The organism is Pirellulales bacterium, assembly GCA_036490175.1.
Classification (GTDB): domain Bacteria; phylum Planctomycetota; class Planctomycetia; order Pirellulales; family JACPPG01; genus JACPPG01.
The window spans coordinates 1-22,790 of the sequence record DASXEJ010000178.1; the positions used below are offsets into that span (position 1 = coordinate 1).

Sequence of the window (22,790 nt, forward strand, 5' to 3'; positions counted from 1 at the left end):
GACGGCGAACCGCTACATGCCGCCGCGTTCGATTTCGTGGTCGCGCCGCGGGCGCTTTCTTTCTATTTGCCGACAAAATCGCCCGTCGTTCGCATACGCAGTTAATCTCGGCCGACTGCTGCGGTTTTCAACGCAGACGCGACGATGTCAGGGCATCTTTCCGAGTTGACATCCGCGTGGGCAATGTGTGCTCGCAGGAGGCACGATTTCATGGCACTCGTTATCGACGAGATAGACCGCGCAGCACCAGCGCGACGTCCTCTGGACCGACCGGCCGGGTATCATCGCTGGCATAATTTGCTGTTCGTTCACTGGCGCCTCGATCCGGCCATAATCGAGCCCATGCTGCCGCGTGGTCTTTCGCTCGACACCTGGGATGGAAGCGCCTGGATTGGCCTTGTGCCGTTTGCGATCTCGGGGCTGCGGCCGTATTGGTTTCTGCCTGTGCCCGGCGTAAGTGCCTTTAACGAGATCAATGTGCGCACGTACGTGTATTATCGAGGCGGCAATCCTGGGGTTTGGTTCTTCAGTCTCGATGCCACGAGCGTTCTGGCCGCACGCGTGGCCCGATGGCGGTGGCGACTGAATTACTTTTCGACTGACATGCGGTTGCGGCAATCCGGAGATATCATTCATTACGAAGCTCTGCGGCGGCAGCGCGGCTCCAAGGCCGGCGCGAGGGTCGTGGCTAGAATTGGCACGCAGCTTGATCAGGGGCCAGAGCAGCGAGTACCTGGCCAGGCTAAGCCGGGGACTCTCACGCACTTCTTGCTTGACCGTTACATTCTGTACGCGCAGCAAGGGGCCGGCCCGCTTTTCACAGCGCAGGTCCATCATGCCCCCTATTGCGTGAGGGAAGCGCACCTGCTCGCCTGCGAGCAAACGATGCTGGCCGCCAGCGGCATCATGCCTGATGAACCTCCCTCCCATGTAGCGTATTGCGAACGAGCCGACGTCGAGGTGTTCCCCTTGCGCCGTGTGTGAGTACGATTAGGTTGTCGCGCGGTTCACGCGCAAGCTCACCATGGCGATGCTGAGGCACAGAGAACACTAGAAACGATGAGACGCGAGTGCGGGTTGCCGAACGCTAAGGAGCAATGTCTCGTCGGCATACAGATCGACATTTCGCATTCGATATTTATTAATTCGTCTGCCCGCGCATTTTCGGCTTGAGAGCTGCATGACTTCGATCCCTCTGCCGATGCGCGAGCCGCGAGCCACCTATATTCATGTGCCGTTTTGCCGCCATCATTGCGGGTATTGCAATTTCACGGTCGTGGCCGGCCGGGACGACCTTGTCGATCAATATGTTGTGGCGCTCGATCGCGAACTGGCAGGGCTGGGTGGGCCGCGCACCGTCGAGACTCTGTTTATTGGCGGCGGAACGCCCACACATCTGCCGCCGGCCAGCCTTGAACGATTGCTGACGACCGTCCGTCGTTGGTTTGTCCTGACGAACGGCGGCGAATTTAGTGTCGAGGCAAATCCAATTGATGTCTCTCCGGAGGTGGTGCGCATCCTGGCCGATCACGGCGTCACGCGCATCAGTATCGGCGCTCAATCATTCGCGCCGGACACATTGCAAAAACTCGAACGCGATCACGGGCCGGTCGAAATTGTCAATGCGGTTACGGTCGCGCGTGCGATCGGCTTGGATGTATCGCTTGATCTGATTTTTGCCGCGCCCGATGAAACGAAGGTGCGTTGGCAGGCAGATTTGGATCAGGCGTTGCAACTGGCGCCCGATCACATCTCGACGTATGGGCTGACGTACGAGCGCGGCACGACGTTCTGGGGCCGGCTCACGCGCGGCGATCTGGCTCGAGCTGATGAAGGCGTCGAGCGCGAGATGTATTTGACCGCAATCGACACGCTCGTCGCGGCGGGCTTCGAGCATTACGAGGTGTCGAATTTTGCCCGGCCCGGGCATCGCTGCCGGCATAATGAAGTGTATTGGGCTGGCCAGAGCTACTTCGCGGCCGGGCCTGGCGCGGCGCGGTACGTCGCCGGGCGACGCGAGACGAATCATCGCAGTACGACAACCTGGCTGCGACGGGTAATGGCCGGAGAATCCCCCGTCGCCGAGCAGGAAACTCTCGACGCGGTAGATCGTGCCCGCGAAATGCTCGTCTTGGGCCTACGGCGGTTGGCCGGCGTCGATCGCGCAGAATTCCGCAGCCGCGCTGGATTTGCCGTCGACGAGCTGGGGGGCGAAGCCTTGCAGGGCTTCGTCGACCGCGGCCTGCTTGAGGACACTGGTCATGCGGTGCGGCTGTCTCGCGCGGGGCTTTTGGTCAGCGACGCTTTATGGCCGAAGCTATTACGCAAATAATGCCTGGGGAACGGTTACCCAGTAGCCGGGGCCCTGCCACGTCGGTACGATCTACCCAAACTCATGCAGGAGCCAAATATGACCGCTTTGCTTGCCGTCCTGTTGACGACCGCGATGTTAGCTGCCGACGCAGATCCGGCGCGGTGGGACAAGACGATCGCTGCGTTTGAGGAACAGGACAAGACGATGCCTCCACCACAGGAGGGAATCGTGTTCGTGGGGAGTTCGTCGATCCGCTTTTGGGATGTGAAGAAGGCGTTTCCCGATCTGCCGGTCATCAACCGCGGCTTCGGCGGCTCGCATATGGGAGATGCGACCCACTTCGCGGATCGCATCGTCATCCCCTACAAGCCACGCGTTGTGGTTGTTTTTGCCGGCGGAAACGACATTGCGTCGGGCGTCTCAGCAGAGCGGGTATGCGAAAACTTCAAATCGCTCGTCGACAAGATCCACGCTGCCTTGCCGCATACCAAGATCTATTTCGTATCGCTGTTTCCCACGGTGGCGCGGTGGAAGCTCGATAGTAAACTTCGTGAAGCAAACAGCTTGATCGAGGCCTACACCAAAACGGATCCCCGTTTGGGCTTTATCGACACGCGTACTGTCATGACCGCGCCCAGCGGTGGTCCGCGCCCGGAGCTGCTGCGGGACGATAATCTGCACATGAACCAGAAGGGCTATGCGATCTGGAATGAGATCGCGGGCCCAATCTTACGCAAAGCCTTCCAGCAAGCGTCGGCGAAGTGAGTCAAGCATGAATGACGCGAATTCCGTGAATGGGAATTGATGGTAGTTGCATCCGGCGCCACGATCTTCATCGTGATGTCAAAAACATTCGTTTGATTCCTGTCATTCATAGTTCAAACCGTTTGGAATGCGCAATCCAAATGGCTCGGTCGACACGTGTGATCATATCCGGCACGGGCGAAGCTAGAGCTGAACCGAAGTCCACACGGCGCTGCCGGCTATTCGCCGCCGGTATCGAGGACCGCCAGAAAGGCCTTTTGTGGGATGTCGACGCTGCCCACGGACTTCATGCGCTTCTTGCCTTCGCGCTGCTTGGCCCACAGTTTGCGCTTGCGTGTGATGTCGCCGCCGTAGCATTTGGCGGTGACGTTCTTGCGCATCGCCGAAATCGTTTCGCGGGCGATGATCCGGCTGCCAATGGCGGCCTGAATGGCCACTTCGAACATGTGTCGATCGATTTCGCTCCGCAGTTTCTTGACGATCGCCCGACCGCGGCGGTCGGCATCCTTGCGGTCGCAAATGATCGAAAGGGCATCAATGCGGTTTCCGCCCACCAGGATGTCCATCCGCACCAGATCGGCCGGAAAGTATCCCAACAGTTCGTAGTCCATCGTGCCGTAGCCGCGCGTGCAGCTCTTGAGCTTGTCGTGCAGGTCGTAGATCACGTCAGCCAGCGGCAAATCATAGACTAACATCGCGCGCGTCGGCGACAGGTACTCCGTGCGCACGTAAATCCCGCGGCGATCGTTGCACAATTGCATGACGGGTCCGATGACTTCGCTGGGCAGCACGAAGCTCACGCGCACGATGGGTTGGCGAAATTCCTCGATCGAGCCCGTGTCTGGAACCTTTTGCGGGTTGTAAATCCGCAGCAACTCGCCGTCCTTAGTAAGGATCTCATAGGTGACGTTAGGCGCTGTTTGCACAAGATCGAGATTCGCCTCCCCTTCGAGCCGTTGCTGGACGATCTCCATGTGCAACAGGCCCAGGAAGCCGCAGCGAAAGCCAAAGCCCAGGGCATCGCTCGTTTCGGGCTCGAACTCGAAGCTGGGGTCGTTGATGCTGAGCTTAGTCAGCGCGTCGCGGAGCTCCTCGAAGTCTTGACCATCGGAGGGATAAAGGCCGCAGAACACCATGCGCTTCGGCTCTTGATAGCCGGGAAGCGCGACCGCGGCTGGCTCGCCGGCGGTGGTCACCGTGTCACCGATGTGCACCTGGTTCAACGCCTTGATGTTGCAGATCAGGTAGCCCACCTGGCCGGCTTGCAATTGCTCGCAGGATCGGCGCTGCGGGACAAACTGGCCGAGCTCCAGCACCTCGTGAACATAGCCGGTTTTGATGAAGCGGATTTTCTGTCCCTTGCGCACGACGCCGTTCATTAACCTGACATACGTAATGGCGCCGCGGAATTCGTCGTAGTGCGAGTCGAATACCATCGCCTGTAGGGGCGCTTGCGGGTCGCCCGCCGGGGCCGGCACCCGTTCGACGATGGCCGCCAGTACGTCTTCGACTCCCTTCCCTGTTTTGCCGCTAGCCGGCAGAACGTCGGCGATGTCGATGCCCAGCACCGTCTCCATCTCCTGCATGACCTCTTCGGGCCGAGCATTGTTGAGGTCAATCTTGTTCAGCACGGGAACGATGGTCAGATTACCCGCCATGGCCGCCAGGGCATTGGCCACAGTCTGTGCTTCAACTCCCTGACAGGCGTCCACCAGCAATAGCGCCCCTTCACAGCAGGCCAAACTGCGGGAGACTTCGTATTGAAAATCCACGTGCCCGGGCGTGTCGATCAGGTTCAGCTCGTATTTGTCTCCCTTGTGTACGAAACGCATCGCCACGGCGCGCGCTTTGATTGTGATGCCGCGCTCGCGCTCTAGGTCCATGTCGTCGAGCGTTTGCTCGCGCAGCTCGCGCTTGGCGACTGTGCCAGTCACCTCCAGCAACCGATCGGCAAGAGTGCTCTTGCCGTGATCGATGTGGGCAATGATCGAGAAATTCCGAATGTGTTTACAATCGAGTTTCGACAATTTTCAGTTTTCCCTTATGCTGCCTCGCGGCACGTTCTCTGTGTCGGACGGCACGGGCCGAAGATCTGCCCCCACCGCGCGCGGACTCTTCACTACCCTTGGGAGTTCCGCGCATGTTCCTGTCTGGCGACGCCGGCAGCACCGATGAATCCTGCATCGCTACCGAGGGACGCAAAGTCGATGATGGTCCGTTCGGCGAGTACGGGAAATGCCCGGCGTTTCACCTCGTCGCGTACCGTGTCCAAGAATTGGCGACCGAGTTTCGTGTCGTGTCCTCCGAAGGTCATGGCTCCCCCTAACACGACTCCGTTAGGGTCGATCGTGTGCATCAGGTTGACAACCCCCACTGCCAGATATCGCGCCGTTTGCAAAACCAACTCCTGCGATAGGGCATCGCCCGCTTCAGCCTCGCGCGCGAGCATGAGCGGCGTCAGCGGCTCGCCGGCCGCCATTTCGACCGAGAGCGTACTGGCCCGGCCCGTCGCCAGCGCCTCCTGCATGCGACGCACTACGGCCTTGGCGCTGCAAAACGCCTCGAGATGGCCGCGCTGTCCGCACGAGCAGGCCGGCGCGTCGTCTCTGTGGTCGATGATGATGTGACCGCACTCGGCACCATGGCTGTGCTCGCCGCGGAGGACGAAGTCATCGACGACAATTCCGCAACCGATGCCGGTGCCCAGGGTGAACATCACCATGCTGCGCAGCGTGCGACCACTCCCCACCCAGAACTCGCCATACGCTGCCGCGTTGGCGTCATTCTCAAATGAGACGGGCAGTTCGCAGTACTTCTGCAACCGGTCACGGATTGGAAAGTCGGTCCAGCCTGGCAGGTTCGGTGGATCGAGCAACAATCCTGCGGGAATATCCATCGTGCCGGGCGAGCCTAGTCCCACTCGCGCCACATCGGTCGTCTTGGCTCGGGCTTGATCGATGGCCTGTTTGACGGCAGCGCCCATGCGCCGCGCCCCGTCATCCGGTCCGCGCTCGGCATCCGTTTGCAGGTTCAACCAAGATAGCGGCCGTCCCAGGTCGTCAACGACGCCGACCTTAATGCTCGTCCCCCCCAGATCGACCCCGACAAAAAGCGGTAGCTGGGCCTGCTCGCGAAGAATGAACTGATGCTGGGACATTGGGAAAGGCCAGGCGACCGGGAGGGATCGTCCATGCGCGACGCGGGATCAGAGACGGGACACAATTTGGCGGGGGCGTGGGAAGTAGAAGTATAGGAATTCGGGCGCTAAGTGGCAATCGCACCTGGGGAGCCCGCCGCTACAGTTGGCTTGCCATAAAGCACTCCAAAATCGCTATTTAGAGCCCTGAACTGGGCGACGCAACTGGATTTCCAGCGTGCTCTCTGGTAGCTTGCATGGCAACGGCAATGCGAGGGATTAGCGAGTACTACAAGTTCCGCCTTGCCGACCTACAAAACGCTGCGCCGATAGGAATCTCCCGCATCATAGCGGCGGCATTTCTTCGGTCGCCCTGGCATGGGAAGAACGTCGACCGACGTTTTGCAAGGATGTGGAACCACGGAGCCTATCCGTCTCGTAACGGGCGGCCGACGCTCTCCTATCTGCGAATTGCCCGCGCTTTGATCGAATTGCCTCGAATACGGGCCGCAAGCCGCGTCGGTATAACGTCCGTCGCTGGTACTCGGTCAGCTTGCTGGGTGGCACTCGGACGAACCCGGCCATTCGATATTTTTGGCCCGAGGAACTGACATGACTTTCGAATTTGCAAGTTGCCGTGCCCCGCAGGCTCGTTTTGAGCCGCGCGTGCTCAGCCAGGTTTTACTTGCCCAAGGAGTGGGCCGACGTACCGAAACCGGCGCAGGATATAGATACAGACGGTGCATGCTGGGCAGCTTGTGTCTGCTCTTGATAGCGGGCTCGAGCGCGGCAGTGTTCGCCGAGGTAGCGCCAGCTCAGAAGTCGATTGTCAATTCATCGCAAGCTGCCGTCGCTTCCTCAGACTCGTCGACCCTGGCTAAAGGGGTGACGATCTATCGGGATGCCTTTGGCACCCCGCACGTCGACGGCGTGAATGATGCTGCGGTCGTCTTCGGTTTTGCGTACGCGCAGGCCGAGGACTTCTTCTGGCAGATCGAAGACACCTACATCCTGTCCCTGGGGCGCTATGCCGAGATTCTGGGGCCGAAGGGTCTCAATTCCGACCTGTTGAACCGCGCGTTCGAAATCGTGCCGCGCTCGCAAGCGGACTATGAGCAACTTGAACCGGAAATCAAGACAATTTGCGAGTCGTACGTTGCCGGCCTTAATTACTATCTGGCGACGCATCCCGAAGTGAAGCCGCGGATGATCACTCACTTCGAGCCGTGGCACGTGGTGGCATTTGGGCGGCATCTGACGCTCGAGATGTGCTTTCGTTACACGCGATTGTCCAGCAACTTCATGCCGCGCACGTCGCCGTCGATTTCGGCAGCCGTGGGGTCGAATGCCTGGGCGATTGGGCCCCAGCGGACAAAATCAGGAAACGCCATGCTGATGGCCAATCCGCACCAGCCCTGGTTTGGGTTCGGGCAACTCTACGAGGCCCATCTCCGTAGCGGCGATGGGTGGAACTTTACCGGCGCCACGTTCTTTGGCAGCCCGCTACCCACGATCGGCCACAACGAGGATGTAGGCTGGAGCTTCACGGTCAATGAGCCAGACATCGCGGACGTGTGGCGCGAAACATTCGACGATCCGAACGACCCGCTGAATTACCGGTACGATGGCGGCTACCGTCGCGCCACAGAGTGGAAAGAGACGGTGCGCGTTCGCCAAGGCGTGGGGCTGAAAGATAAAAACTACACCTTCCGCAAGACGCATCATGGACCGATCGTCGCCAAGGAGGGCCAGGTGCAGTTGGCCGCTCAGGTGGCAAAGTTGTACGACGCGCTCTTATTGCGACAGATGTCCATCTTGGTGCGGGCGAAGAATGTCGGGGACTTCAAACGTGGGATGGGAACTCTTAATTTCCCCATCATGAACGCCATCTACGCCGACCGGCATGGCGACATTTTCTACCTGTATAACGGCATCATTCCTCGCCGTGATCCACAATTCGATTGGAGCAAACCGGTCGACGGCAGCGATCCTCGCACCGAATGGCAGGGTTATCTGTCGATTGACGAACTGCCCCAAGTCTTGAATCCGCAGTCGGGGTTCATTCAGAACTGCAATTCCAGTCCGTTTACCGTCACGGATGTGGGTAATCCTTCGTTGGGTGACTTCCCCACCTACCTGGCCGAGGATCGTGACGACGACAAACGCCGCGCAAAAATGTCGCGGCAGTTACTTCGCGATATGAAGGACGTAACCCTGGAAGACATTCAGCACGCGGCCTTTGACACGACTCTCTATTGGGCACAAGTCGAGTTGCCCCGCTACGCCCGCGCGCTCGAAGAATTGAAAACCAGTGACCCCAAACTGGCCGAAAGGGTGGCACCCTATCTAGACCATTTGCTTGCCTGGAACTATCGCGTTACGAAGACGTCGACGCAAGCGCCGTTGTGCATAGAGTGGTACGAGGATTTGTATGGAGGAACTTACCCAGGCGAAGTCCTCAAGCCGGCCTTTCAAGGCGATGTGCCGGCGCAGCTTGCTGCTCTAGTGAATGCGGCCGCGAAGCTACAGTCCATCTATGGCACCTGGAAGGTGGCCTATGGCGACGTCTACCGTATTCAGCGGCATGCCGACGTGGCTGAGTTTATCGATATTCCGTTCGACGACGCCCAACCCAGCCTGCCCTGCATTGGCTCGCACGGGCCGATGGGTGTCGTGTTTACACAGTACTACACTCCGCCAATTCAAATCCCTTTCGTGAAGACGATCAAGAAGCACTATGGTGTGGTCGGACTAACGTACATGGGTGTGTTCGAATTTGCGGATAAGGTGCGAGGAGGCACGCTCTTGCAATTTGGCGCAAGCGGCGATCCCCGCTCACCACATTTCTTCGATCAGGCGAAATTGCTGTCCGAGTGCAAGTTGAAGCCAGATTTGTTCGATTGGGACGAAGTGAAATCCGCCTGTCGGCGTTCGTACCATCCGGGCGAAGTGGCTCGCGAAACGGCGCGCAAGTAATCAACTACGAGACGTCATCCTAAGGTCCCCTGCGCGGCTTCTGCAATCGCGCCTAAAGTCCATGTCTATGGTGTGTCTTTGGGCTCAATTCACGGCATTTCTCGAAGGCCGGCACGATCCTTACGTGTCCTATTTGCCATTGCCCCGAGACTGACATACGTTTCAGTTGCACTTGCCGCGGAGCCCGTTCGGGCGGCGACAAGAGCCACCGGAAACCCAGGCAGCGGTTTGGCCGGCCGCCCAATCGACTCGGCACGGTTGCTCGCGTCTCGACATTCATCTCGCGATTCTCATCTATAAAAATATTCGCCGTCGTCACCTCGCACTAACTTGCAACAAAGGGCAGCCTCATGCGGACTGTGTTTGTGCCGAACGCAGAAGGTTTCGAGGAGCAGTGCGCGGCGGCTGATGGAAGGACCGCTGAACTGGCGCGGCAAGTGGCGGCGCAACTATTCGCGCGGGGTCTGCTTCATATCGTGCATTGGTTCTCTCTGGCCATGAACGAGGACGGGATACCAATCGTACGATTTAGCCCCATTGATGGAATTCTAGCGCAGATGGCGCTCGCGGATGTGGCCACTAAAGTGCGCGGCGGTCAACACGTCAATTCCAGGCTCTCGGTCAATTAGCATTTCTTTCTGTCCGGGGAAGCATCTATGCGATTCGATCAATCGGCAACAGGAGACTTGTCTATGTTTTGCGAGTGGCCCGAGCTGCCACATTGCGGTCGCGCTATCCATCGATTATTGACCGTGGGACAGGAAGAGGACAAACGCGAGGAAGGGATGGGAGTTCGCTACCCCTTCTTCCAAACCGTATCGATCGCAACCGAGAGCGGCGAGTGTCAGGTGGCCTTCTGTCGTGATATCTCGAACGACGGCATTGGTCTGATGCACAGGATGCCGATCGCGCCGGGCGAAGTATCCGTCACCTTTACATCGCGGCGTGGCTGTGTCACGAAGGTGTCCGTCCGAATTGTGTGGTGCCGTGTGGGGGGCGAAGGATGGTACATCAGCGGCGGCTACGTGTTGTCGGTGCCCACGGTAGAAGAGACCGAAAGCGAAGAGTAACTAGCAAAGTCCCATTCAGCACCAGTCTGAGTGATGGATGAATGCAGCCACCGCCCGGTCCGCGGCAGCGGTTCTCTTGGCTATTCTGTGCCTGCATGATATGCGACAATCTGGCTCGTCTCGATCTCCTCTCTGCCGGCGGCGAGGTTTCCATGACGCGCCACTTTAGCTGCGTAGTAGTGCTGCTCTGTGCATGTGTACTCGCCTTTATCACACCAGCAACAGGCCAAGAAAACTGGACCAGGTTTCGTGGCCTTGACGCAAGTGGCGTCGTTGCCGACGATCCCCGGCTGCCCGACAGTTGGAACCAAAGCACATCGGTGCAATGGAAGGCCACTATCCCCGGTTGGGGGTGGGGTAGCCCGATCATTTGGGGTGACCGGGTGTTCGTCTCGGCCGTGCACAGCGACGAGGAGTATGTAAAGCCCAAGGGAGGTCTCTATCTCGGTCTGGGACGCGGTGAGCCTCCCGATTCGGTTCACCACTGGATGGTGTATTGCCTGAGCCTGCAGACCGGCGAGTTACTTTGGAGCCGCGAAGCCCACACGGGCAAGCCGCTGATTCCGCGACATCCTAAGAACACATACGCGGCCGAGACGCCTACCACTGATGGCAAGCGCCTGTATGTGCTCTTTGGAGATGTCGGCCTTTATTGCTACCAGTTCGACGGAACGCCGGTTTGGTCCCACGAGATTCCGCCCAAAAAATCGTACTTAGGCTATGGGGCCGCTGCTTCGCCCGTCGTGCAAGGCGATCAAGTCATCATGGTATACGACAACGTCGAGGAGTCGTACATCGCCGCGCTCGACAGCGTCACGGGTTCGACGCGCTGGACGACTGCACGAGACGAAAAGAGCACTTGGGCGACACCGCTCGTTTGGCAGCACGAGGGCACAACCGAGATCGTTACCTCGGGCCGCAAGGAGATCCGATCTTATTCGCCCCGCGGCGAAGTGCTCTGGCACTTCGAAGGGCGCATGTCGTCGCTAACTATTCCGTCTCCCTTTGTTGTCGGCGACCTTTTGTATATCACATCAGGCTATTTCCAGGATAAGCAGCGGCCGGTCTATGCCATTAAGCCTGGAGCCACAGGCGACATTACCTTGGGCGAGGGGGAAAGCTCGAACGAGTTCATCAAATGGTCCCTCGATAAAATGGGGCCGTACAACACGTCGCCGATCGTCTACCGCGGCCTCTATTACACGCTATTGGATCAGGGGATGATTACGTGTCACGACGCCCAGACCGGCGAACTGGTCTTCAATCGTACGCGCTTTCCACAGGGAGCCAGCTTCACGGCCTCCCCTTGGGCATATAACGGCAAGGTGTTTTTTCTGAGCGAAGCCGGAGACACGTACGTCATGCCGGCGGGGCGCGAGTTCGCGGTCGAACGAGTCAACGCGCTCGACGAATTGTGCATTGCGACGCCTTCCATCGCGCAGGGCAAACTGCTCATTCGCACGGCGTCCCAGGTCTATTGCCTTAGCGCGGTCGGAACTCAGGAGAGTGCGGTTGGCAAGTGAGCATGTTGGCGTGGCCCAAAGGAATCGCGCCTGAGGCAATGCCCGAACGAAGCAGATGTGTGCTGACGCGGCCGCTGATCAATCGCGGCGAACAGTTGGTCAGCAGGAACTCGGGCAACTGGGCTTAGCACGACAATCGACGGCGGCGAACGGATCGTTGCCTCTATAGGCTACTTCCGTGCTCAAGTGCCGAGGCGATTTTTTCAGCAGAAGGTCGAGCGATAAAGCGTGCAGGGCGATAAATAGTTTGTACTTTTCGCTGGCCGTCGAGCAGCAGAATTGTTGGCGCTGCGCTGTCGCCGCCGTCGGGGGCCGAGTGCTGATTGATCAGGTCGATGGCGCTCGACAATTCCCGTTGGGCGTCAGATACGACCGTCAGATGGGGATAGTCCCGCTGCGTTTGCACGGCCGCGTCGACGTCCTCGATTGAGACGACGACGACATTCGCCCCCAGGCGACCGATTTGCTCGTGTTGAGCTTCCAACTCTTTGAGTTGCGTCATGCAGAAGGGGCACCATCGACCCTGAAAGAACACGAGCGCCGTCGGGCGATTCTGTTGGAAGTAGGATGCGTCAATTTCCGAGCCATCTGCAAGCGTCGCGTGAAACGCGGGAATGGTGCTCCCCGCGACCACGGGACCTTTGTAAGTCGGCAGCACCGTAGCTCCCAGCAGAAAGAACCATTCCAGTCCTGCGAGTGCAAAGCAAAAGATAGCAATGCCTAATCGGGGCAGGCGTACTGGAGCCACGGCCGCACGCAACACCAGCAACGCGGCCAGAGATCCACCTAACGGTAGATACCAAGGCGTGATTAGTAATCGAGCCCACAGGGCTTGCAGAAGGAAGATCGGGATCAGAGAAACTGCCAGGACCGTCCCGATCCAAAATAGGCGCCGCCGCGAATTGTCGCCCCCCCCACTGCCGAGCGCGATATCGGAAACTTTCGTGGGGGTATTAATTGTGGTCATGGCCATTGCTCCGCGACGAGTTTCGGACACATTGTCAGAACTGTGCATTCAGCAATCATCATAACAGCTTCACGCGCGGGCGTTTCTTGCGATTTGTGGCCGCGGGGAACGAGGCCAGCGCAATGTCGGCGATGCGACGCAATTCGGCGCGGGTTGCGCCACCCGCCGCCTGCACGGCGATTCCCTGCGTGACCGTGGCGACGTAGCGGGCAAGATCGGCCGGATTGGTACCGCTGGGCAAGTCCTTCTCGCGGATCGCCCGTTCGAATCGTTTGCGCAGGGCCGTCTGGGCCGCCGCGCGTTGCCGGGCCATCTCCTTGCGCAGGCAATCGGCCGCATCTCCGCAGGCCAACGCACCTTGCACCATGAAGCAACCGCGCGGATAGCGTGGGTCGGTCGCCATATCGATGCTGCCCAACAGCAATCGCTCGACCACACCTCGTGCTGTCGATTCGTTGAGTGCCGAAGCCACATGCGATGCCGGCCCGGCGAGATAGCGATCGATCGCCTTACGAAACAGCGACTCCTTATTGCCGAAAGCGGCATACAGGCTAGGGCGATTGATGCCCATGGCCTTGGTCAGATCGGGCAGTGTGGCCCCCTGATATCCCTTGCGCCAAAAGACCTTCAGCGCGCGGTCGAGCGCTTGGTCGACGTCGAATTCTCGCGGTCTTCCGGTCGGCACGTGCAGCCCTCTATTTCTTACCAAATGGTACACTACGCACCTTGACCGGCCAAGGCGACGCTCCTAATCTTTACCATCCGGTACAAAACTAAGCCTAGTACATAAGGAACCATTACCATGTCGGGAAAGCTGTCAGGAAAAGTCGCGGTCGTTACAGGCGCGTCGAAGGGAATCGGGGCCGCCATCGCTCAGCATCTTGCAGCCGAGGGCGCCGCAGTAGTCGTCAACTATTCGTCGAGCAAGGAAGGAGCCGATCGCGTGGTCGGCGAGATCGCCAAAAAGGGTGGCAAGGCGGTTGCCGTGCAGGCCAATGTTGCCAAACAAGCGGATATTCAACGTTTGTTTGCCGAGGGGAAGAAAGCGTTCGGCAAGGTCGACATTCTGGTCAACAATGCCGGCATCTATCAGTTCGCGCCACTTGAAGAGGTTACCGCCGACCTTTTTCATAAAATGTTCGATCTGAATGTGCTAGGCCTAATTTTGGCCTCGCAGGAAGCCCTGAAGCATTTTGGGTCTTCCGGTGGAAACATCATCAACATCAGTTCGGTCGTTTCCACGGCGGCGCCCGCGCACGTTTCGGTGTACAGCGCGACCAAAGCTGCGGTCGATGCCGTGACCAAGTCGCTGGCCAAGGAATTGGGACCGCGCAAGATTCGCGTCAACTCTCTCAATCCTGGCATGGTGGATACCGAAGGGGTGCAGGCGGCCGGTCTGGGAGAGGGCGAGTTTCGCATGCAGACCGAAGCTCAGACGCCGCTCGGACGGATTGGCCAGCCAGGCGATATCGGTCCTGTTGCCGTGTTTCTGGCATCCGACGACTCGAAATGGATCACTGGCGAGACGCTTTATGTTGCGGGTGGCATGCGGTAAATCGTCGCAGAGTGCTGGCGTCCCTGCGCGCAAATCCAACGTATGGTAGGGCTGGCGGTCGCAACCTCAATCGCGTGTTGCGACCGTCGCCCAATACGCTGCATACATTGTTGCTAGCAGACTGGCAGATGCTCTGCTTGGCATTGACCCACGATCGAACGGGTTGCTAAGGTTAGCGACTTTTTGACAGAGCCGTTCTGATTCTTCGCCCAGGGCAAGGATGCCTTTTATGACTGATTCGCGCAATCGCTCACTGTCTTGGTCAATTGTGCTACTAGTTGCACTGGCGAATTGTCCGTTATCTGCGCGGGCCGAGACCCACGTGACGTTCGATATTCCCGACGCCATCGAATGTCGCGACGTGACGCCTGATAAGTGTCGTGCCGCGCATCCTGACCTGAAGGCCATTGAGGGACAATTTCGTCTTTCTGCGCGTATTACCAAAGGGGACGAAGCGGACGTCCTCGATTTTCTCTATATGCTCGTTAGTCCTGGCATGCGATTGAAGATTCATGATTACCTGCCCAATACGACGCTCGAAAGTGGCGTCGCGGACGACAGCATCGAAGTGGCAGAAAGCACAGAGAATTCGGCGGCTGCGAACGAAGATGCGCACGTCGGTTACAAGATTTTTTCCATCGGCGCGACGTTGAACCAGTCCACAAAGAAAACTGCCTCGAACCACTACAAGCAGATTGTCGCCAAGGCGCTGATCTTAGCGAGCGGCACGACGAACCGCGAACACGGCGTGTTTTTCAAATTGCGACCCTCTAACGGCGGATCGCTTGAGGGGGCCAAGGAGTTCACCTTTTTGGCAATCGTGCCACGCACCTGGCGCGGCGATTGGTGTACTGTGACGTGCGCGGCCCGGTCGAAGAAGAAGTCGTTCCTGCCGTCGAACCCGACTTTGGCCGGCATTGAGCAGGCACACGTTGGTTTATACCTGTCCGGAGATCGGGAAGCCGCGGCCCTCGCCGAGCAACTGTGTGCCGTGCAAGAGGCGAATGCGGGAGCCTTAAAGCAGCAATTGGCAGTCGAAGCCGACCAGTTGCTGGAATCGATGCACGAGGCCGTCACGCCGGATTGTCCCCTCGTCAGCCCTGACCAGTGGTTGCACTCCATCTTCAAGACCCGTAGCAGCAACCCGGAAGCTGAACGCGCCAAGGCGGCGATGCTAGACGTGCAAGACAGGCTTGGCCGACTCTCGGGCGCCAGGCCCTAGCATGGCTCTCGCATGCCACCTCAATCTGGTCGCTCAATGTGGACGAGCCAGTCTTCGTTGAACTCGACGTGCTTGATCGAGTAGCGGCGATACGTGTAGCTGACGTGAATTCTCCCGTCGGCAGTCTGGATAATACACGGATACGAGTATTCGCCAGGATTCGATTCCAGCTGACGCGGCTCCTCCCAGGTTTTTCCCTCATCGATTGACCGGGCGACGACCAACGGTGTGCGGCGTGTCGGCGAGTCGTTGTACACGACCAGCAAATGCCCGTTGGCTAGCCTGGTCATTGTAATCCCTGAATCGGGATTCTTGAGCTCCGTGGCCAGGGCATTGCTCCAAGTCTGGCCGCCATCGCGAGAGTCGATTTGCGTAATGTTGCGCGAGTGACGCAGCAGAGCGAGCAGAGTTCCATCGCGTCGCTGGATCACTGCCGGTTGGCTGCCGCCGCTCGTGAATCCTGCTCGCCGCCATGCCGACTCATCGCGCGCTAGGGTTAAGAAGTGCGAGCCCTCGACTTTGTCCTGCAGGCCCTCCACCGGTAGCAACAACGTCCCGTCGGCGAGCGCGATAGGTGGGTTGCGCGGCACGCACCACAGTTCCTCCTCTAGCACTGGCAAGTCTTCGCTCCACGTCAGGCCGTGATCGGTGGATGTGCGAGAAAACAAGCGGCAATGGTTCCATCCGCTGCCGCGGCGCGTCGGCCGCGAACCTTCCATTTGACACCACACGATCCACAAACGGTTCGTTGCATCGCGAAAAATTACGCCGTTTCCGGGGGGCGCCGTGGCACCCTGCAAGAGCACTTCCGGCTCGCTCCAGCTTTTCTCGCCCGGCTTCTTGCGGGCGAGAAACAGCGCTTGGTCATCGGCCGATTCGTAGCTGCCGCCGTACCATAAGCACAGCAAGTCACCACCGGCAGTCTCACAGATCGTCGAGCAATGATGGGCCGGGGCGAACGGAATTTGCTCGAACACCAATTCCGATGAGAATGCGATAGCTCCATAGGGGTCGGGAGTCTCGTGCTTGGGTCCCGGTTTATCGATTAGTGTTCCCACGACCGCATGGGTGGCGACGACGACGGGCTCCTTCCGTACGAGACTTGCCAGTGCGTCTTCGTAGGCCTGGCGGGCTGCCTCGTCCTGCCAGCCGCCATGAAAGACAAGCTTTCCCTCTTGGTCTAGCAAAAACAGCTCCGGCGTTTTTGTCGCGCCGAATTGCTTGGCTACGTCACCGTCTACATCACGATAAACGGGAAAGATAAAACCGCTCCGCTGCGCGAACGTGCGAATCTCGTCCGGGCTGTCCTCCGTATCGGAGCAGACGCCCACGTACAGCACATTGCGCAGGCGATACTTTCGGTAGAGCTGGTTGATATCAGCGACCGCGCGGGCCGTGGTATCGCAGCGGCTCGACATAAAAATAACGGTCGTGCCCGGCCGCTCACCATAGTTATCCATGGTGAGGGTTTCGTCAGACAACGACATCAACTTCACCGGCCCGACCGTATCGCCCGGCTCCAGGGCGGCTGTCCTCGAGACCAATCCCGCAACCGCAACGGTCGCCAAGACGATGCACGACAAGTTCTTCATCTCAAGGATTCCTTCATCTGCGAAAACGCGAACGCGACCACGAACGGAGCGAGAGACTCACCGCCGGCGCCCCCCCGACAAATATCGAAACGTGAATAGACGCGTCCGTGTCGATCCGGCCTGCCTACAGCGATCGCACGTATTCGATCAGATCGGCCAGCTCGTCGGCCGACAATTCCCCTTGGCCGGTCACATTCTGCGGCGCGTGCAGATCCTGCAATACCTCTTCAATACTCTGGGCACGACCGTGATGCAATAAGCGGACCTTGCGATGAACCCCCCGCAGCGACGGCGTGTTATAGCCGTGATAGAGATCCTTGGGAGACCCCAGGCCGACATCGTGAACCTCGCCGTCGGTAAACTCTGCGCCGCGATGGCAGGTGGCACAGCCGGCCTTGGCGCTCCGGAAAACCCGTTCGCCCTGTTGGGCCGCGGCCGACAGGGAACCATCAGGCTCGCGATAGGGGCTGGGGGGCTGTTGCATCTGGTCCAGGTAGGCCACCACCGCCTGCACATCCTCGCGCGAGGGCTCTGGTCCCAGCATGGTTTCCGTAAGCGACTTGCGTACCGACGCGCCGAGATCGGTCTGCCAGCCGTGCCAGGTCCAGGGGGCGGTTCGTGTCACGTTGAACAGGGAGGGCACAGTTTTAAATGTTCCATAACTGCCATCATTCATGGTGTCCATCGTCACGGCATTACTGCCGCCGTCGTAATGGCAACTTTGACAGCTGTACCACTGATCGAGGCTGCGGGCGCCATCCAAAAAGATCGCTTCGCCGCGCCGTGCCAACGACGGCGTAGCGGGCCCGCCTAGCGCAACTGTCTGATCAATGGCCCGCCGCTCGAGATCGACAATCTGCAAGCTGTTCGACAGATAATTGGCGATCAGCACACGGCGATTGTCCTTGGCAATGCGCACCGCCATCGGACGCCCTCCCAACTCGATGCGGAAGAAGCGGTTCGCATCCGCGGCCAGATCGCGATCGATATGATCGCCAGGACCCCCCGTGGCCTGAAATGGCAAGCCTGGCAATCGATAGGCTAACAACTCGTGCGTGCCTGAGCCTGTGGCAATTAGCCATTGTTCGTCGCTGGTCAGAGCCAGTCCGTGCGGATCGCTAACAGCGCGGCGTGGAGGATCCAGGGTTATCGCCTCGCGCTGCGCACGCTCGTCCATCCGCACCCGCGCGATCCGTGTGCCCAGCACCCAGCCGCGTTGTACGTTGCGCTCGTCGATGGGATTGTGGCGATAGATCATCCACGGAAAGTAAACGTACTGACCGTCCGCCGAAACTTGCATTTGTCCGGCGTTGATACCGCCAAACTCATTCAGGAATAATTGCTTGCGGGCATGCGTATCGACTACCGAGATGGCACGGTCGCCATTGCAGTTGACGGCCAACCTGGCGCCGTCGGGCGCGAGCGCCAGATAACGTGGCCAGCGGCCAACGGAAATCTTCTCGAGCAACTCGTTTTTGTCCAGGTCGATCACCGCGACGGCCGCCCCCAGCGTGAGCGCCACATACGCCGTATGCCCGTCGGGCGCGATTGCCACGCCGAGCGGTTCGAAGCCAATCGCAATTTTAGCCACCTGCTCTAGGGTCGAGCCTGACCAGCGAAATCGTTCGAGCGTGCCGCTATGGCTACAGCTAACGAGCAAAGTCTCACCGTGGAGAGCCAATGCCGAGGGACGGGCCCCACAACGGAGCTCGCGCGTGACGCGCCCGGTCGTTAGAGCAACGAGCGAAATCGAATCGGCGGTTTGATTTGCCGTGACGGCCCACTGCTCGTCGGGCGAGAGCACCACGTCCACCGGCGAGCGATGCACTTCTGTCGATATTAGCTCTTCGGCAGCGACGTGCCCGAACGGTCGATTGGCCAGTACGCCACTCGCGAGGATTGCTAGTCCAATAGCACAGGAAAGCAAGGAGCTTTTGCGGGCGAATGTCATGTCTTGGGAGAAAAAGCTCGTTGCCGCATATCGGTATAGATTTAGATACTGAACCTGACGTTCCTGTGACCATCGTAGTTCAAATGCACACGCCACGGCAACAGCCTTGGGGCATAGCGCCAGCAGCGAGAAGTTGTTTGTCTACAAGGTGATGGGGCACTTATCTAGATTGGTAAGCCAGAAACAGGCGAGTGACTGTCTTGTTCGCTAGCTTCGCCATTTGCCGCAAAACCCAGCTTTGCTGCGCACCGCGAGATATCAACTGGGCTCATGTATTGCGGTTAGTGGTTGCCCTCACCGATGACACGCAGTAGGCTGACCGGCGCGTGAGAGGCGTATTTGCCGAATCGAGGGAAGCGGATTTTTTGCCTGTGGCAGATTTTTCTGTGAACTATTGATTCCCAAGTGCGTATTAGTTGCAACCCACGGTCTGCCCCCGACGGGCGCTACGAGCCGGAGTCCCTGACCTAGGCGAGGTATGTTGGTTGGACTAATCCGCCTCGAAACCGTGGTAGGACTTAGTCAGATTTCTGGTGTTACTTCCAGTACTTCTTGTGGAGATGTAACTCGTTATGAAAAGCGCTCTAACTTTCTGCACGACATTGGCCCTGCTGGTAAGCGTAGCTGTGGCCGCTGAGCTGAAGAGTGGTCTTGAACCGGGCAAGCCGATCGGCCCCTTCGACGTCGTCAAGTGCGCGGGTCCCGATGACAAGGTGAAGGTCGGCGACGAGCTATGCTATCGTTGCAAGTACGGCAACCGCCCGATGGTGATGGTCTTCTCGCGTTCGTCGGACGCCAAGGTTGCCGCACTGGCAAAGAAGCTCGACGCCGCCGTCGAGGCTAATTCGGCCAAGCAGTTGGCTGCGTTTGTCAGCATGTTGGGTGGCGATCGTGAGGCCCTCGAGTCCACCGCCAAGCAGTTTTGCACCGGCAACAAGTTGGCCAACGTACCGTTGGTTGTGCCGGTCGAATTCGAGAACGGTCCTGCCGACTACGGGATCAACCCCGATGCCGAGGTGACCGTGATCGTTGCCAAGGGTGGCAAAGTCATGGCGAACCACGGCTTCGCCAAGGGCGACGTCAATGACGCCGCCATTGCCGCGGTGCTGGCCGATGTTTCGAAGCTGGTCCAGTAATTTTTAAACGGAAGCAATGATCTGTCGGCTCTGGGTGTCACACGCGTACTCATCGACAGGATTGCCTAGAGTCCGTCGAAGCCACGGCCGCTGTCCGAGTAATTCGGGCAGCGGCTTTTTTCATTGGCTCGCCGCGGATATCACTTTGCGTCGCGTGCAGTAACAGCGAGTTTGAGGATCGTATTCCAGTTACGACCGGTGCCACGCGTCTGCAATTTCTGCTCGATCAAGGTGCCAGTTAGATTCGAGCGTCCGATTCCGGCCGGGTAGACCAGGTATAGTTGCCGGCCATCGGAATGCAGTACTTCAGGCCCCTTGATCGCGCTGCGGAGAGTATTCACGTCCGCAGGTTTGGGCACTTTCTTGAGAAACATTATCACCAGATGGCTCGGATCGTGTTGGGCCTCTTTGCTGAAGGGATTGCGTGCGATCGTCGATTCCCATTCATCCACCGAACGGACGAGGAAATCGGCGGTTAGTTGCAAACGCTTAGCAGTTTCCTGTTCCAGCAAGCTTTCCAGCTTTTCGCCTGTGAGCCGGCTGCTGTCGAACACCAAGTTGCCACTTTGCAGAACCGACCGAACGCCGGTGAGTCCGAGCTGTTCCAGTAGTTCGCGCAGCTGGGACATGGCAACTTTGTTTCGCCCGGCGACGTTGATGGCGCGCAGCAATGCGATGCGAATTGACATAGCCAGACCATAGGTGGCGTGATTCGTAACGTCAACGATTCTCGGCACGGACGCGATTCGCCCCTCGAATGCGGACCTAAAGCTGCTGGCGTTTCTCGAATTGGCAATGGCTGCTATGATTTCCGCTCGATTTTGCGTCGATCGGGAGGCGCTTTCCTAACTGGCCAGGGAGGACGCGGCCATGAAGCTGCTAGCACTCACCGAAGGGGCGGATCACGTTTGCTTTCGTTATCGCATTGGCGCCTTTCAACCGGCGCTGGAGAGTGCTGGGATAGCGCTTACGGTAGCGCCGCTTGCACGCGATTTACGGGTTCGCCTTGGGCAGCTTCGCGCGGCCAGCGATGCCGATGTCGTTATCTTGCAGCGTCGTCTGCTGCCGCGCTGGCAGCTGTGGCTGCTTCGCCGGGCAGCTCGAACCCTGATTTACGACTTCGACGACGCGGTGTTTCGGCGCAGTAGCCTGTCGCGCCGCCGTACGATCAGTTGGACGCGGCGCCGGGGCTTCGCGGCTACAGTGCGGATGGCCGATCTCGCCATAGCTGGTAACCCATTCTTGCACGATGCCGCGGCGCGGCTGGTCGGGGCGGACCGCGTGCGCCTGATTCCGACTTGCATTGAAACAACAAAGTACCCACAAGCCGAGCATGGCCGCTCGGGAAGCGACGTCCGGCTCGTTTGGATCGGACAACGCAGTACGCTGCGTTATCTAGTCGATGGCAGGCAATGCCTTGGCGCCGTGGCCCAACGCCTTCCAGGCATTGAGTTGCGAGTGGTCTCGGACGTTTTTCCTGATGATGTCGGTATTGCGGTGGCGCCGCGCAATTGGTCGCAGCAGAGCGAGGCTCACGAAATCGCCAACGCCGACATCGGTATTTCGTGGCTCTCGGATGACGACTGGTCGCGCGGCAAGTGCGGACTAAAAGTGTTGCAATACATGGCCGCCGGTCTCCCGGTTGTGGCCAATCCCGTCGGCGCCAACCGCGACATGGTGATCGACGGCGAGACTGGCTATCTCGCCAGCACTCCTAATGAGTGGGCTGCGGCCATCGAACGCTTGGCGCACGACCCAGCCAAGCGCCGTGCCATGGGCGAACGAGGGCGCCACCTGGCTGCCGAACGATATGGCATCGACCGCTGGGCCCCGGAGTTTGTGGCTACTATGTTGCGACTATCCCGGTACGAAGTTTCGCACGTCAGGATTTCTTCACGGACCGACGCTGGTCAAGAGCTGGTCGACCAACAAGGCAAAACTTGCTGAGCAGATAGCGTTGCGGGTGCCGTGCTTTGTTGCGTGCATCATGGCGAGAGGCATTCGCAGGTGCCCAACGGGTTCCCTTTTAAACGCGTTCGGTCGGCGGCGGCGTGCGGTGAATCACTTTTTTGGTTCGTTGGCCTTGGGAAAGCCCGCCCCGAGCAAATCCTGATAGCCGGGCTTGAGGGGCCGCACATCGTATCCCAGCTTTTGTAAGACGTCGGCGGCCAACACTGCGCGGCCCCCTTTAGCGCAGTGGCAATAGACGATCTTGTCCTTGGGTACAGACTTTTCAAGCCGCTCGACAAAATCAGGCTCCTTGGCCTTCTTTGCCAATTCTCCCAGTGGGACCAGCACGGCACCTGCCACATGCCCGCGGTTCCATTCGCCCGGCTCGCGTACGTCAACGAGCACGGCCTTCTTTTCGGCAATTCGTTGCTTCACGGTGTCGAGCGAGTCCTTGGTGAACTCGGTCTCGGCCCACACTAGCGATACAAATAGCGACAGTGCAATTGCGAGAGCCAACGAGCGAATAGGCAAGCTTCACCTTTAGGGTTGTATTGGCGAGCATCTCTGAAACCTGCGGACCAAGAACGGTCGTCCACGGTGTTACGTGCGAAGGTCGTTTCCACGCCACCATTC

The 22,790-nt window shown here is 58.9% G+C and carries 19 protein-coding genes; 11 read left to right on the top strand and 8 right to left on the bottom strand.

Going from position 1 to position 22,790, the window contains the following annotated elements; translation table 11 throughout:
- The first annotated feature begins 210 nt into the window (after positions 1-210).
- From VGG64_13155 to VGG64_13165, 3 genes are all read left to right on the top strand, one after another.
- Positions 211-984 carry a DUF2071 domain-containing protein gene (locus VGG64_13155; protein HEY1600548.1) on the top strand — a complete coding sequence of 258 codons (774 nt, stop codon included), beginning with the start codon at positions 211-213 and terminating at the stop codon, positions 982-984.
- Between the two features lie 196 nt (positions 985-1,180).
- Positions 1,181-2,332: a radical SAM family heme chaperone HemW gene (hemW, locus tag VGG64_13160; protein HEY1600549.1), complete on the top strand. Its 1,152-nt coding sequence runs from the start codon at positions 1,181-1,183 to the stop codon at positions 2,330-2,332.
- 78 nt (positions 2,333-2,410) lie between these two features.
- Positions 2,411-3,079, top strand: coding sequence for a GDSL-type esterase/lipase family protein (locus tag VGG64_13165; protein HEY1600550.1), 669 nt, complete (start codon positions 2,411-2,413; stop codon positions 3,077-3,079).
- Positions 3,080-3,297: 218 nt separating this feature from the next.
- Here the strand turns inward: VGG64_13165 and lepA are convergent, their stop codons facing one another.
- Both lepA and VGG64_13175 read right to left on the bottom strand, forming a co-directional pair.
- Positions 3,298-5,106 (bottom strand): translation elongation factor 4, encoded by a 1,809-nt coding sequence (lepA, locus tag VGG64_13170; protein HEY1600551.1) that lies wholly within the window; start codon positions 5,104-5,106, stop codon positions 3,298-3,300.
- A 92-nt stretch (positions 5,107-5,198) separates the two neighbouring features.
- Positions 5,199-6,236 (bottom strand): ROK family protein, encoded by a 1,038-nt coding sequence (locus VGG64_13175; protein ID HEY1600552.1) that lies wholly within the window; start codon positions 6,234-6,236, stop codon positions 5,199-5,201.
- 591 nt (positions 6,237-6,827) lie between these two features.
- Here VGG64_13175 and VGG64_13180 point away from each other — a divergent pair.
- The 4 genes from VGG64_13180 to VGG64_13195 all read left to right on the top strand — a co-directional run bounded on the left by VGG64_13180 (position 6,828) and on the right by VGG64_13195 (position 11,784).
- Positions 6,828-9,191 (top strand): penicillin acylase family protein, encoded by a 2,364-nt coding sequence (locus VGG64_13180; GenBank protein ID HEY1600553.1) that lies wholly within the window; start codon positions 6,828-6,830, stop codon positions 9,189-9,191.
- Positions 9,192-9,541: 350 nt separating this feature from the next.
- Entirely contained in the window at positions 9,542-9,820 is a 279-nt protein-coding gene (locus VGG64_13185) for a hypothetical protein (protein ID HEY1600554.1), read from the top strand.
- A 27-nt stretch (positions 9,821-9,847) separates the two neighbouring features.
- Positions 9,848-10,261 carry a PilZ domain-containing protein gene (locus VGG64_13190; GenBank protein HEY1600555.1) on the top strand — a complete coding sequence of 138 codons (414 nt, stop codon included), beginning with the start codon at positions 9,848-9,850 and terminating at the stop codon, positions 10,259-10,261.
- 152 nt (positions 10,262-10,413) lie between these two features.
- On the top strand, positions 10,414-11,784 hold the full coding sequence (locus VGG64_13195) for a PQQ-binding-like beta-propeller repeat protein (GenBank protein HEY1600556.1): 1,371 nt from the start codon (positions 10,414-10,416) through the stop codon (positions 11,782-11,784).
- Between the two features lie 163 nt (positions 11,785-11,947).
- On the opposite strand, the gene VGG64_13200 is transcribed toward VGG64_13195, so the two are convergent.
- Positions 11,948-12,751 carry a redoxin domain-containing protein gene (locus VGG64_13200; GenBank protein HEY1600557.1) on the bottom strand — a complete coding sequence of 268 codons (804 nt, stop codon included), beginning with the start codon at positions 12,749-12,751 and terminating at the stop codon, positions 11,948-11,950.
- A gap of 58 nt (positions 12,752-12,809) precedes the next feature.
- Complete coding sequence (locus VGG64_13205) at positions 12,810-13,436, bottom strand: TetR/AcrR family transcriptional regulator (protein HEY1600558.1); 627 nt, start codon at positions 13,434-13,436, stop codon at positions 12,810-12,812.
- A 117-nt stretch (positions 13,437-13,553) separates the two neighbouring features.
- Here VGG64_13205 and VGG64_13210 point away from each other — a divergent pair, with 117 nt between their 5' ends.
- Entirely contained in the window at positions 13,554-14,306 is a 753-nt protein-coding gene (locus VGG64_13210) for a glucose 1-dehydrogenase (protein HEY1600559.1), read from the top strand.
- A 229-nt stretch (positions 14,307-14,535) separates the two neighbouring features.
- Entirely contained in the window at positions 14,536-15,528 is a 993-nt protein-coding gene (locus VGG64_13215; protein HEY1600560.1) for a hypothetical protein, read from the top strand.
- 20 nt (positions 15,529-15,548) lie between these two features.
- On the opposite strand, the gene VGG64_13220 is transcribed toward VGG64_13215, so the two are convergent.
- Both VGG64_13220 and VGG64_13225 read right to left on the bottom strand, forming a co-directional pair.
- On the bottom strand, positions 15,549-17,120 hold the full coding sequence (locus VGG64_13220) for an exo-alpha-sialidase (protein ID HEY1600561.1): 1,572 nt from the start codon (positions 17,118-17,120) through the stop codon (positions 15,549-15,551).
- Positions 17,121-17,244: 124 nt separating this feature from the next.
- Positions 17,245-19,167, bottom strand: a complete 1,923-nt coding sequence (locus VGG64_13225; GenBank protein HEY1600562.1) for a cytochrome c peroxidase — start codon at positions 19,165-19,167, stop codon at positions 17,245-17,247.
- A gap of 476 nt (positions 19,168-19,643) precedes the next feature.
- Here VGG64_13225 and VGG64_13230 point away from each other — a divergent pair, with 476 nt between their 5' ends.
- Entirely contained in the window at positions 19,644-20,207 is a 564-nt protein-coding gene (locus VGG64_13230) for a hypothetical protein (protein ID HEY1600563.1), read from the top strand.
- A 140-nt stretch (positions 20,208-20,347) separates the two neighbouring features.
- Here the strand turns inward: VGG64_13230 and VGG64_13235 are convergent, their stop codons facing one another.
- Complete coding sequence (locus VGG64_13235) at positions 20,348-20,896, bottom strand: DUF1697 domain-containing protein (GenBank protein ID HEY1600564.1); 549 nt, start codon at positions 20,894-20,896, stop codon at positions 20,348-20,350.
- 181 nt (positions 20,897-21,077) lie between these two features.
- On the opposite strand from VGG64_13235, the gene VGG64_13240 reads away from it, so the two are divergent.
- The gene (locus VGG64_13240) at positions 21,078-22,154 is read left to right on the top strand and encodes a glycosyltransferase family 4 protein (GenBank protein HEY1600565.1); all 1,077 of its coding nucleotides are present in this window, start codon (positions 21,078-21,080) and stop codon (positions 22,152-22,154) included.
- A gap of 114 nt (positions 22,155-22,268) precedes the next feature.
- Here VGG64_13240 and VGG64_13245 read toward each other — a convergent pair whose 3' ends face one another.
- A complete protein-coding gene (locus VGG64_13245; GenBank protein HEY1600566.1) occupies positions 22,269-22,688 on the bottom strand; it encodes a rhodanese-like domain-containing protein in 420 nt (139 codons plus the stop codon).
- Between the last annotated feature and the right edge of the window lie 102 nt (positions 22,689-22,790).